The organism is Allostella sp., from assembly GCF_041913585.1.
GTDB lineage: Bacteria > Pseudomonadota > Alphaproteobacteria > ATCC43930 > Allostellaceae > Allostella.
This window is the reverse complement of sequence record NZ_JAYSFE010000020.1, coordinates 1-11,263: the sequence shown is the minus strand read 5'-3', so window position 1 is coordinate 11,263 and position 11,263 is coordinate 1. Positions and strand designations below refer to the sequence as shown.

Annotated in this window: 11 protein-coding genes; 9 read left to right on the top strand and 2 right to left on the bottom strand. The window is 72.5% G+C overall.

Annotated features, from left to right (window positions below; genetic code table 11):
• The first annotated feature begins 376 nt into the window (after nt 1–376).
• The 5 genes from ACE3Q3_RS05910 to lpxK all read left to right on the top strand — a co-directional run bounded on the left by ACE3Q3_RS05910 (nt 377) and on the right by lpxK (nt 5,226).
• On the top strand, nt 377–1,177 hold the full coding sequence (locus ACE3Q3_RS05910; RefSeq protein ID WP_374443504.1) for a UDP-2,3-diacylglucosamine diphosphatase: 801 nt from the start codon (nt 377–379) through the stop codon (nt 1,175–1,177).
• A 13-nt stretch (nt 1,178–1,190) separates the two neighbouring features.
• Nucleotides 1,191–2,189, top strand: coding sequence for a glycosyltransferase family 4 protein (locus tag ACE3Q3_RS05905; protein WP_374443389.1), 999 nt, complete (start codon nt 1,191–1,193; stop codon nt 2,187–2,189).
• A 91-nt stretch (nt 2,190–2,280) separates the two neighbouring features.
• Nucleotides 2,281–2,991, top strand: a complete 711-nt coding sequence (locus ACE3Q3_RS05900; protein WP_374443386.1) for a lysophospholipid acyltransferase family protein — start codon at nt 2,281–2,283, stop codon at nt 2,989–2,991.
• A complete protein-coding gene (locus tag ACE3Q3_RS05895; RefSeq protein WP_374443383.1) occupies nt 2,988–4,286 on the top strand; it encodes a 3-deoxy-D-manno-octulosonic acid transferase in 1,299 nt (432 codons plus the stop codon). Before ACE3Q3_RS05900 ends, ACE3Q3_RS05895 begins: the two co-directional genes overlap by 4 nt.
• Complete coding sequence (lpxK, locus tag ACE3Q3_RS05890) at nt 4,273–5,226, top strand: tetraacyldisaccharide 4'-kinase (protein ID WP_374443381.1); 954 nt, start codon at nt 4,273–4,275, stop codon at nt 5,224–5,226. Before ACE3Q3_RS05895 ends, lpxK begins: the two co-directional genes overlap by 14 nt.
• A gap of 586 nt (nt 5,227–5,812) precedes the next feature.
• On the opposite strand, the gene ACE3Q3_RS05885 is transcribed toward lpxK, so the two are convergent.
• Together ACE3Q3_RS05885 and ACE3Q3_RS05880 are read right to left on the bottom strand one after the other, a co-directional pair.
• Nucleotides 5,813–6,532, bottom strand: coding sequence for a ChrR family anti-sigma-E factor (locus ACE3Q3_RS05885; protein ID WP_374443378.1), 720 nt, complete (start codon nt 6,530–6,532; stop codon nt 5,813–5,815).
• On the bottom strand, nt 6,529–7,128 hold the full coding sequence (locus ACE3Q3_RS05880) for a sigma-70 family RNA polymerase sigma factor (RefSeq protein ID WP_374443376.1): 600 nt from the start codon (nt 7,126–7,128) through the stop codon (nt 6,529–6,531). The genes ACE3Q3_RS05885 and ACE3Q3_RS05880 overlap by 4 nt, the downstream gene beginning before the upstream one ends.
• 226 nt (nt 7,129–7,354) lie before the next feature.
• Between ACE3Q3_RS05880 and ACE3Q3_RS05875 the strand changes: the two genes are divergently transcribed.
• The 4 genes from ACE3Q3_RS05875 (at nt 7,355) to argG (ending at nt 11,110) form a co-directional block, all read left to right on the top strand.
• Nucleotides 7,355–7,873, top strand: coding sequence for an invasion associated locus B family protein (locus ACE3Q3_RS05875; RefSeq protein WP_374443374.1), 519 nt, complete (start codon nt 7,355–7,357; stop codon nt 7,871–7,873).
• A 78-nt stretch (nt 7,874–7,951) separates the two neighbouring features.
• Nucleotides 7,952–9,118 (top strand): 23S rRNA (adenine(2503)-C(2))-methyltransferase RlmN, encoded by a 1,167-nt coding sequence (gene rlmN / locus ACE3Q3_RS05870; protein WP_374443369.1) that lies wholly within the window; start codon nt 7,952–7,954, stop codon nt 9,116–9,118.
• A complete protein-coding gene (locus ACE3Q3_RS05865; RefSeq protein ID WP_374443366.1) occupies nt 9,115–9,732 on the top strand; it encodes a hypothetical protein in 618 nt (205 codons plus the stop codon). The genes rlmN and ACE3Q3_RS05865 overlap by 4 nt, the downstream gene beginning before the upstream one ends.
• A 142-nt stretch (nt 9,733–9,874) precedes the next feature.
• Nucleotides 9,875–11,110, top strand: a complete 1,236-nt coding sequence (argG, locus tag ACE3Q3_RS05860) for an argininosuccinate synthase (protein ID WP_374443364.1) — start codon at nt 9,875–9,877, stop codon at nt 11,108–11,110.
• Nucleotides 11,111–11,263: the final 153 nt, after the last annotated feature.

The window sequence follows — 11,263 nt, the reverse complement described above, 5'->3', positions numbered from 1 at the left end:
CCCGTCCGCCACGTGCCCGTCCGCCACCCTGGCGGCGAAGGCTTCGGCATCGCCGCGCCGGGCGGTGCGCAGCACGGTCGTCCGGCGCCCGGCGGCGGTGAGGGCCGCCAGCACCCGCGCCACGCGCCGCGACCGGCGCCAGCCCGCCGTCGGATTGTGGATCACGATCCAGGTCCGGTCATCCCGATCCTGCTGTCCGGACAAGTGATGTTCTGCGCCGTTCATGTGACCAATTGATGACTGGATCAGGAAAGCAATATTACATTGCCATTCATAAAGAACTAAGCGTGCGAATCAATTGACACAAGTCTTTGTTTTCGTATGTTCCCCGGCAAGTGATCCATATTTGCTTTCCGGGGTGTGCGGCGTGACCCACATGCCGACCGTGATGCAGTACCGCACGATCTGGATTTCCGACGTCCATCTCGGCACGCGGGGATGCAAGTCGGAGTTCCTGCTGGACTTCCTTCGCCACACCGATTCCGAGAACCTCTATCTCGTCGGCGACATCGTCGACGGCTGGCGCCTGAAGCGCTCCTGGTACTGGCACCAGACCCACAACGACGTCGTGCAGAAGGTGCTGCGGAAGGCGCGCAAGGGAACCAACGTCGTCTATGTCCCGGGCAACCACGACGAGCTCTTCCGCCACTTCCTCGACCTCCAGTTCGGCGGCATCCTCGTCGTCGACGAGGCGATCCACGAGACGGCCGATGGCCGTCGTCTCCTCGTCCTGCACGGCGACCGCTTCGACGCGGTGGTCCGCCATGCCCGCTGGCTGGCACTCGTCGGCGACGCCGGCTACACGGTGCTGATGGCCGTCAACCACGGCTTCAACGTGCTGCGCCGCCATCTCGGCTTCACCTATTGGTCGCTGTCCGCGTACGTGAAGCAGCGGGTCAAGAACGCGGTCGAATATGTCGGGCGCTTCGAGCAGGCGGTGGCCGAGGAGGCCCGCCGGCGCCGGGTCGACGGGGTCGTCTGCGGCCATATCCACAAGGCCGAGATGCGGATGATCGGCGGCGTCCTCTACTGCAACGACGGCGACTGGGTGGAGAGCTGCACCGCCCTCGTCGAGCATTTCGACGGCCGCCTGGAAGTCGTCGACTGGATCCGCACCCGCGCCCTCGATCCGATGCGGGCGACGCAGCCGGTGGCGCCACTCGAAACCGCACGCTGAACCGAATCCCTCCATGCACATCGCCATCGTGAGCGACGCCTGGTATCCCCAGGTCAACGGGGTCGTTCGCACGCTCTCGACCGTGCGGGACGAACTCGTCGCCCGCGGCCACGCGGTCGACATCATCGGGCCGGACGCCTTCCGCACCATCCCCTGCCCGACCTATCCCGAGATCCGCCTGGCGGTGCTGCCGGGGCGCGCGCTGGCGCGCCGGCTCGACGCGCTGGCGGCGGACGCGATCCACGTCGCCACCGAGGGGCCGCTCGGCCTCGCCGCCAGGGCCTACTGCCGGCGCCGCGGCCTCGCCTTCACCACCTCGTTCCACACCCGCTTCCCCGAATATGTGGAAGCGCGCACCGGGCTGCCCCGCCGCTGGCTCTATGCCTGGATGCGGTGGTTCCACGGCGCCGCGGCCGGCGTCATGGTCGCGACCGGGAGCCTGACCCGCGAACTCGAAGGATACGGCTTCCGCAACCTCCGCCGCTGGTCGCGCGGTGTCGACACCGAGCTGTTCCGGCCGGGCCCCAAGACCCTCTACAACCTGCCGCGGCCGATCTATCTCAATGTCGGCCGGGTCGCGGTGGAGAAGAACATCGAGGCGTTCCTCGCCCTCGACCTGCCGGGCAGCAAGGTGGTGGTCGGCGACGGCCCCCAGCGCGCCGAGCTGGAGCGGCGCCACCCCGACGCCGTCTTCCTCGGCACCCGCACCGGCGCCGATCTCGCCCGCCACTTCGCCGCCGCCGACGTCTTCGTGTTCCCCAGTCGCACCGACACGTTCGGGCTGGTGATGCTGGAGGCGCTGGCCGCCGGCATCCCGGTCGCCGCCTTTCCGGTGCCGGGGCCGCTCGACGTGGTGAATGGCCACCCCGTCGGCGTCCTCGACTGGGATCTCGGGCGGGCGGCCCGGGCCGCCCTCGACATCCCGGGCGATCGCTGCCGCACCTTCGCGGAGGCGTTCTCCTGGGGCCGCTGCGCCGAGCAGTTCCTGGGCAATCTCGTTCCCGTGCGCTGACGGGGTTTTCCGTCCCGGCCCGCCAGCGTGTATGGTCCGGCCGCCTCGGCGCGGGCCAAGTTCCCCCGCGCCGTCTCGCCGATGCCGGACGATGCGGATACTGAAGACCCTCACGGCCCAGCCCTGGTTCCGGGTGCTCCTCGGCTGGCTGATCGCGACCTATGTCCGGATCGTTCGCCGCACCGGCCGCTGGACGGTCGAGGGCGCCACCGACCATCTCGACCTGTGGCAGGCCGACCGGCCGTTCATCCTGTGCTTCTGGCACGGCCGGCTGCTGATGATTCCCTTTGCCTGGCCCGGCGACAAGCGCATCCAGGTGCTGATCTCCGCCCATCGCGACGGGCGCCTCATCGCCGAGGCGATGCGCCATTTCGCCATCGGCACCCGGACGGGGTCGACCAAGAAGGGCGGCGCGGAGGCGCTGCGCGTCATGCTGCGCACCCTCGAGGGCGGCGATTCGATCGGCCTCACGCCCGACGGCCCGCGCGGGCCGCGCATGCGGGCGACGCTGGGCGTGATCGCGGCCGCCCGCCTGTCGGGCGCGCCGATCGTCCCGCTGGCGTTCTCCAGTTCGCGGCGCCGGGTGCTCGGGTCCTGGGACCGGTTCGTCCTGGCCTTGCCCTTCGGCCGCGGCGTCTTCGTCTGGGGCGAGGCGATCCACGTGCCGCGCGGCGGCGACCCCGAAACCTATCGCGCGCGGCTGGAGGAGGCGATGAACGCCATCACCGCGGCGGCCGACCGGCGCTGCGGGCAGCCCCCGATCGAGCCGGCGCCGCCGGGTACGGTGGCCCGGCGACGATGATCGGCGCCCTCTACCGTCTCGCCACGATCCTCGGCGGACCGGCGATCCGTCTCTACCTCGCCCGCCGACTCGCCCGCGGCAAGGAGGATCCGGCGCGCTTTCGCGAACGGCTCGGCTGGCCGTCGCGGCCACGCCCGCCGGGGCCGCTGCTGTGGTGCCACGGCGCCAGCGTCGGCGAGACGCTGGGGGCGTTGCCGCTGCTGGCGCGGCTGGCGCGCGAGCATCCGGACATCGGCCTGCTCGTGACGTCCGGCACCCGCACCGCCGCGGCGATGCTGGCGGAGCGGCTGCCGACCGCCGCCATCCATGCCTACGTTCCCGTCGATCGGCCGGCCTGGGTCCGCCGCTTCCTCGACCATTGGCGGCCGGACGCGGCGATCTGGATGGAATCCGAACTGTGGCCCAACCTGATCGCCGAGACGGCGCGGCGCCGGGTGCCGATGGCGCTGGTGAACGGCCGGCTGTCGGCGCGCTCGCACCGCAACTGGCGCCGGCTGCCGGGCTGGGCCCGGGCCGTCGTCGGCCGCTTCGACCTGATCCTGGTGCCGGATGCCGTCCAGGCGGAGCGCTTCCGCAGCCTGGGCGCGCCCGATGTCCGCGTCGTCGGCAACCTCAAGGCCGCGATGCCGCCTCCGGCGGCCGTTCCAGCCGACCTCGAGGCGCTGCGGCAGGAGATCGGCGACCGGCCGCGCTGGCTCGCCGCCAGCACCCATCCGGGCGAGGACGAGATCGTGCTGGCGGCCCATGCGCGCCTGCGCGCGACCCTTCCCGACCTGCTGCTCGTGCTGGTGCCGCGCCACGCCGAGCGCGGGCCGGCGGTGGCCGCGCTCGCCGAGGCGGCGGGGCTGCCGGCCGTCCGGCGGACCGCGGGCAGCCCGATCGCGGCCGGGACCGCCGTCTATGTCGGGGACACGATGGGGGAGATGGCGCTCTATCTCGGCCTTGCGGACATCGTCCTGGTCGCCGGCTCGTTCGATGTCGGCCGCGGCGGGCACAACCCGCTGGAGCCCGCCCAGGCCGGCGCCGCCATCCTGCACGGGCCCGACATGGCGAACTTCGCCGGCCTCGCCCGGCGCATGGCCGACGCCGGCGCGGCCGAGCGGGTGGTGGACGCGCCGGGACTGGCGGCGGCGGTGGCCCGCCTCCTTGCCGACCCGGCGGAACGGGCGCGGCGGGCGGCGGCCGCCGCCGGCGTCGCGGCGGACGAGGCGGCCGCGCTCGACCGCGCGCTCGCGGCCCTGGCGCCGATCCTCGACCGCCTCGATCCCGCCCGGCCGGCCGATGCGGGCGCCTGAATTCTGGACGGGCCGCGGCCCGATCGCGACGCTGCTCCGGCCGCTGGGCGCGCTCTATGCGCTCGGCGGCGCGCTGCGCTGGCATCTGACGCAGCCCTGGCGCGCGCCCGTGCCGGTCGTCTGCGTCGGCAACCTCACGGTCGGCGGGGTCGGCAAGACGCCGGTCGTGCTCGACCTCGCGCGGCGGCTGGCCGGACGCCAGCCGCACATCTTGACCCGCGGCTACGGCGGACGGCTCGCCGGGCCGGTGCGGGTCGACCCTGCCCTGCACGGCGCCGACGATGTCGGCGACGAACCGCTGCTGCTGGCCCGGCGAACGCCGGTCTGGGTGGCGCGGGACCGCGCCGCCGGGGCGCGCGCGGCGGTGGCGGCGCGGGCCCGCCTCCTCCTGCTCGACGACGGCTTCCAGAACCCGGCCCTGGCCAAGGACCTGTCGCTGGTGGTGGTCGACGGCGAGACCGGCTTCGGCAACGGGCTCGTCTTTCCGGCGGGTCCCTTGCGGGAGCCGGTGCCGCGGGGGCTCGCCCGGGCCGACGCGCTGGTGGTGATGGGGGACGACCGCCACGGGGTCGCCGCGGCAACGTCACTCCCGGTGCTGCGCGCGCGGCTGGTGCCGCGCATGCCGCTATCCTTCGTGCCCGGTGCGCCCCTGGTGGCCTTCGCGGGAATCGGCCGGCCGGAAAAGTTCTTCCGGACCCTGCGGTCGCTCGGCGCGCGGCCGGCGGCCGAGCACGCCTTTCCCGATCATCACCGCTTCCGCGAGGACGAACTCTTGCGCCTGGAGGGTTTGGCCGGGGGTTTGGGGGCGCGGCTCGTCACCACCGACAAGGATGCGGTCCGCTTGCCGCCATCCTGGCGGGCCCGCGTGGCGGTGCTGCGGGTGGCGGTCGCGTGGGAGGACGAGGCGGCACTGGCCCGCGTGCTGGCCCGCGTCGGCTGAACGGCCGGCGGGCTTGCGGCCGCGACGGCGCCGCGCCGCCGGGCAGCGGCCCGGGGGCGGGCGAGCCAGTCGCGGGCCGCAGCCAGCAGCGGCGCCAGCACCGGGCCGACCGCCGCCAGCGGGCTCGGGTCGGGCAGGTGGGCGAGCGAGGCGGGCGGACGGGCGCGGGCGGCCTGCAGCGTCGCCGCCACCGCCATGGCGGCAAACCCGCAGAGCGTGCCGGCGACCAGCCCGGTCAGCGCGACCGCGAGCCAGCCGGAGCCGAACTGGTCCGGGCTCGCGACATACTCGCGCAGCAGCAGCCAGCAGGCGGTCCCGACGACGAAGCCGATGCCGAAGAAGGTCGTCGAGGAGACCGCGCGGTCGGCATAGGGGCGGGCTGGCGCGGTCGCGTCCGCCACCGTCCGGGCGATGTGCCGGAGGGCAGGCGAGGCATCGCGGGCGATGCGGGCGGCTTGCGTGAGCGGCATGGCGGAAGGCTAGGTTCGCGCCGCGAAGGGTGTCAAGAACGAAGGTAGAACATATTTTTCGTGACACAATTGGTGGTGTTGCCCGGCCCGGGGCACGCCAGATCCGGCAAGTCCGGTCAGAAGCGCACGAAGGGATTCAACAGCCGCCAGAGGCGGCCGGTGAGCCGCACCGGGGCTTCGGTCACGGCGAGGCAGATGCAGTCCCCGTCCGCGTCGGCCACCGGCCGATGGTCGACCGAATCGTCGGAGACGGCGACGTCGCCGCGCCCGTAGTGACCGGATGCGTCCGAGAACCCGCCCTCGAGCACGCAGACGAGCTCGGTGCCGCGGTGGGTGTGCCGCGGCACGCCCTGGCCGGCGCGGATGCGCATCAGCCGGGTGCGACCTCCCCCCGGACGCGCGTCGAGCAGCACCTGATCGACCCCGCGCAGCACCGGCTGCCACGGCAGCGACCCGAGATCGGTGCCGAGACGGTCGCGAAGGGCCCGCGGCAGCCGGCCGTCCCGGGACGGCGCCGGCGTGACGGCGGTCACAGCCGGGCGCGACTCGGCGGTGCCGCCGTCGCCCGGCTGGTCGAGCCGGGCGAAGCAGCGTGCGCGGGCATCGGCGTCGACGGCGGCCGGCGCGAGACTGTCGAGCAGGGCACCGCCGACCGCCTCCATCGCCTTGAGCTTGCCGCGACAGTCGGGGCAGAGCGTGACATGGGTCGCGACCAGCAGGGCGATGCCGTCGGATGCCGACCCCGCCGCATAGTCGAGGAGGAACTCGACGTCCGGGTGCTGGGCCGGGCGCTGGGCCGGCTGCTGGGCCGGGGGATGGCGGGCGGGCGTCTTCATGGCTCTCGAATGGTCCGGCGCAGGCGGTCGATGGCGAGCCGGATGCGCGACTTGACGGTGCCGAGGGGCAGGTTGGTGGCGGCGGCAATGGCACTGTGGGAACGGTCCTCGAAGAAGGCCATCGCGATCAGTTCGGCCTGCTCGCGGGGCAGGACGCGCATGGCCTCCCGCAGCCGGTCCTCGGAGTCGGCCTGTTCCACCAGCGTGTCGGCCGGCGTCGGCGCGTCGGGGACCAGCGCGGGATCGTCGGGATCGAGCTCCGGCCGGCGCTCCCGGCGCAGCATGTCGATGCGCTTGTTGCGGGCGATGGTGAAGGCCCAGGTCGACACCCCCGCCCGCGCCGGGTCGAAGCTGTCGGCCTTGCGCCAGATCAGCAGCATGACCTCCTGCGCCACCTCCTCGGCCGCGGCGCCGTCGGCGCCGAGTCGCAGGGCGTAGGCCTTCACGCGCGGCATGAGATGATCGAAGAGCTGCGCGAAGGCGGCGCGGTCGCGGTCGCGGGCGACCCGCTGGACCAGCGACGCCAGCTCGCCGCCGTCGAGGGGCGGCTCGGCCGGCCGGGCCGAGCCGGCCGGTGTCCGACCCGAGTCGCGCATCGCCGTATCTAGGCGCGCTCGCGGCGCGGCCGCAAGCGCGCCTCGCCGGTGCCCGCGCCGGGGCGGCTCGGGCAGGGGCTCCGGCGCGAGAAATGCGGCGGCGCAGGCATCGGCGATGGCGATCGCGGTCATCGCTGGCCTCTACGATTCCGGCGAGCCGGCGGATCACGTCGCGTCCGGTGCATAGCGGCTTGGATCGCGGACGCCGAGACGGTATGTATGCCCGATGACGCGAACGACCCTCATTGCCCTCGCCCTCCTCGCGGGCATGGGCCAGGGTACGGCTGCCGCCAACCCGGCAGTGGAAACCCTCGGAACGTTCCAGGACTGGAGCGCCTTTGCCTTCACCGAGCGCGGCCAGCGCGTCTGCTTCGTCCAGAGCAAGCCCACGTCGACCCTGCCGAAAGGGGCGCGTCGCGGGCCGATCAACCTGCTGGTGACGCATCGTCCGGGCGAGAACGCGACCGACGTCGTCAGCATCCTGATGGGCTATCCGCTGCGCGGCGGCAGCGATGTCGAGGTCGAGGTCGACGGACAGCGCTTCAAGCTCTTCATCGACAAGGAGACCGCCTGGGCCCCCGACGCGAAGAGCGATGCGGCGCTGTCGGGTGCCTTTGCGAAGGGCGCCAAGGCGACGGTGAAGGGCGTCTCGACCCGCGGCACCGAGACGACCGACGTCTATTCGCTGTCGGGATACTCGGCGGCCCATTCGGCGATCGGCAAGGCCTGCAACGTCAAGCGGTGACCCGGCGGGCCGCGCCGCAACGGCGCGGCCCCTCGACATTCGGAAACCGGTGGCCATTTGGGCTATAGTGCCGCCGCCATGACCGACATGAAGCCCGTTCCCCAGATTTTCGCGCCGCCCGTCGACCGCGCCGACGGGCGCCTCAACCTCGTCGGCATGGACCGCGCCGAACTCACCGCCGTGCTGGCGGAGGAGGGGCTGGAGCCGTTCCGCGCGCGCCAGCTCTGGCACTGGATCTATCATCGCGGGGTCACCGACTTCGCCGAGATGACGACGCTGGCCAAGCCGGTCCGGGAACGGCTCGCGACGCGCTTCGCCGTGCGCCGCCCGGCCGTGACCCGGGCCGAGACCTCGGCCGACGGCACCCGCAAGTGGCTGCTGCGCTTCGTCGATGGCCAGGAGGCGGAGACGGTCCACATCCCCGAGGAGGATCGCGGCACGCTCTGCGTCTCCTCCCAGGTCGGCTGCACGCTCGCCTGCAAGTTCTGCCACACCGGCACCCAGCCCTGGGTGCGCAACCTGGGGCCGGCCGAGATCGTCGGCCAGGTCATGACCGCGCGCGACGCGCTCGGCGAATGGCCGGCACCCAGGGAGGATCGCCAGCTCACCAACATCGTCCTGATGGGCATGGGCGAGCCGCTCTACAACTGGGACAACGTCGCCAAGGCGATGCGGATCGCCATGGACCATGAGGGCCTGTCGGTGTCCCGGCGCAAGATCACGCTCTCGACCGCGGGCGTCGTGCCGATGATGAAGCGCTGCGGCGAGGAACTGGGCATCCAGCTCGCAGTCTCGCTGCACGCCGTCACCGACGAATTGCGCGACGTCCTGGTGCCGCTCAACAAGAAGTACCCGATCGCCGAGCTGATGCAGGCCTGCCGGGACTATCCCGGCGCCTCCAACGCCCGCCGCATCACCTTCGAGTACGTCATGCTGAAGGGCGTCAACGACAGCCCCGCCGACGCCCGCGCGCTCGTCCGGCTGCTCGACGGCATCCCGGCCAAGGTCAACCTGATCCCGTTCAACGCTTGGCCGGGCGCGCCGTTCGAATGTTCCTCCAACAACGCCATCCGGGCCTTTGGCGACATCGTCAACGCCGCCGGCTACTCCTCGCCGGTGCGCCAGCCGCGCGGGCGCGACATCCTGGCCGCCTGCGGCCAGCTCAAGTCGGACAGCGTCCGTCGGCGGAAGGCCGACCTCGCGGCCGCGGGCGCTCCCGCCGACGGGTCCGCCGCGGCGGCGTGAGCCGCCTCGTCCTCCTCGTCCTCGGCTGGCTGGCGCTCGTCGCGCCCGCCGCCGCGGCACCGCTCGACGGGTGGGACCGGACCCGCTGGGGGATGACCCAGGCGGAGATCGACCGCATCTACGGCGCCCGGCTGCGGCGACCGGCCAAGCCGATCCTCTATCACCGCGCACGGGTCGAAGCTGCCCTGCCCGGCGTCGAGCTCGGCGGCATGCCGTTCGTCGCCTCGTTCGTGCTGGGCCGCGATGGGCGCCTGGTGCAGGTGCTGGTGGAGCGCCGGACGGGCGCGGTGACGGGCGCCCTCTTCGCCCGGGTGGTGGACGGCCTCGTCGCCGAGCTCGGCCCGCCCGACCGGCAGTGCTTCGACGGTGGCGACCCGCGCGGCGGCGCGCTGGTCTGGGACGGGCCGGTGACGACCGTCCATGCCCAGCTCTTCGGCTGGTCGGCCGAGGCACTGCGCGTCAACCCGTCGGCGGAGATCGAGCGGCCCTACTACGTCCCCCGCGAGGAATACCGGGGGATGCCGACCCGGCCCCGCATCCTCGTCCGCTACCATCCGACCGCCCGCAGCGACCTCGCCGGGGACGGGCGCCGCTGCCGGCCGGCCGGGCGCTGATTGCAAGGCGGCCAGCCGGCCGATTGTCCCGCGACAACCCCGTCCTTGCGGCGGCTTTCGCGATGGCTAGTATGGCGCCCGCAAAATTCCCGCCCCGGCCGGCCGGCGCCGCCGCCGCAGCCGGGACAGTCTGGAGCTCCACATGAACGTTGCCGATCTCAAGGGCAAGACGATCGCCCTGCTCGCCTCGGGCGGCCTCGACACCTGCACGGTGACCTACTGGCTGAAGGAGAACGGCGTCGACGTCGTCTGCTTCACGGCCGACCTCGGGCAGCCGGACGAGACGGATTTCGGCGCCATCGAGACCAGGATGCGAGCCTGCGGGGCGACCGACTTCGTCGGCGTCGACCTGAAGGAGCATGTCGCCGGCCTCGGCCTCGAGGGCATCCAGGCCCAGGCCTGCTACGAGAGCCGCTACTGGAACGTGACCGGCCTCGGCCGCCAGGCGACGACGGCCGGCATCCTGCCCGAGGTCAAGAAGAAGGGCCTCTCCGTCCTCGCCCACGGCGCCACCGGCCGCGGCAACGACCAGGTCCGCTTCCAGCTGATCTCGAACATGCTGGAGCCCTCGATCGAGGTCTATGCCCCGTGGCGCGACCAGGAGTTCCTGAACCGCTTCCAGGGCCGCTCGCAGATGATCGACTATTGCGAGCAGCACGGGCTGCCGATCAAGGCCTCGCGCGACAAGCCCTACTCGACCGACGCCAACCTGCTCGGCCTGACGCACGAGGCCGGCCGCCTGGAATCGCTGGAGACCCCGGCCCAGTTCGTGACGCCCGAAATGGGCGTGTGGGCCAAGGATGCGCCCGACCAGGGCGAGGACTTCACGGTCCGCTTCGAGAACGGCCGCCCGGTGTCCGTCAACGGCCAGCCGGTCGACACCCTGAAGGCGTTCCTGGCGGCGAACGCGGTCGCCGGCCGGCACGGCGTCGGCATCGGCCTGCACATGGTCGAGAACCGCTTCGTCGGCATCAAGTCGCGCGGCGTCTACGAGCAGCCCGGCATCGAACTGCTCGGCACCTGCTACGGCTTCCTCGTCCAGCTCGTGCTGGATCGCCGCGGCCGCGAGCTGTTCGGCACCCTGGGCGACCTCTTCGCCAAGCAGGTCTACCAGGGCTACTACAACGACCTCTGCTCGCAGATGATCCGCAGCGCGGTCGGCGAGGTCAGCCGGCTGGTGACCGGCACCGTCACCGTCCATTGCTACAAGGGCCAGGTGTCCTACGTGAAGACCGAGGCGGTGCCGCGCTCGCTCTACAGCAACGACAGCTCGATGGAGGCCGAGGGCTCCTTCGACCATCGCGATTCCGAGGGCTTCCTGCGCGTGCTCGCAGTCCACGCGCGGGCCCTCGCCAACGTCGGCCAGGTCCGGCGCTGAACAGCCGGAACGGGGCCGGCCGGCATGGCCGGCCCCGCCGGTTCTCCTAGCGTCCCGGGAAGAACGAGACGTTCTTCAGGATGCGGTTCTCCTGGTGGGAGAAATAGGGCGCGGCCTTCTTGATCCAGGCCTGCCAGGCCGGGTCCGCCTGCA

Bases quoted from the DNA above. Each gene is read 5' to 3' on its own strand.
- ACE3Q3_RS05910 (WP_374443504.1), top strand. From the start codon at position 377: ATGCCGACCGTGATGCAGTACCGCACGATCTGGATTTCCGACGTCCAT.
- ACE3Q3_RS05905 (WP_374443389.1), top strand. From the start codon at position 1,191: ATGCACATCGCCATCGTGAGCGACGCCTGGTATCCCCAGGTCAACGGG.
- ACE3Q3_RS05900 (WP_374443386.1), top strand. From the start codon at position 2,281: ATGCGGATACTGAAGACCCTCACGGCCCAGCCCTGGTTCCGGGTGCTC.
- ACE3Q3_RS05895 (WP_374443383.1), top strand. From the start codon at position 2,988: ATGATCGGCGCCCTCTACCGTCTCGCCACGATCCTCGGCGGACCGGCG.
- lpxK (WP_374443381.1), top strand. From the start codon at position 4,273: ATGCGGGCGCCTGAATTCTGGACGGGCCGCGGCCCGATCGCGACGCTG.
- ACE3Q3_RS05885 (WP_374443378.1), bottom strand. From the start codon at position 6,532: ATGAAGACGCCCGCCCGCCATCCCCCGGCCCAGCAGCCGGCCCAGCGC.
- ACE3Q3_RS05880 (WP_374443376.1), bottom strand. From the start codon at position 7,128: ATGCGCGACTCGGGTCGGACACCGGCCGGCTCGGCCCGGCCGGCCGAG.
- ACE3Q3_RS05875 (WP_374443374.1), top strand. From the start codon at position 7,355: ATGACGCGAACGACCCTCATTGCCCTCGCCCTCCTCGCGGGCATGGGC.
- rlmN (WP_374443369.1), top strand. From the start codon at position 7,952: ATGACCGACATGAAGCCCGTTCCCCAGATTTTCGCGCCGCCCGTCGAC.
- argG (WP_374443364.1), top strand. From the start codon at position 9,875: ATGAACGTTGCCGATCTCAAGGGCAAGACGATCGCCCTGCTCGCCTCG.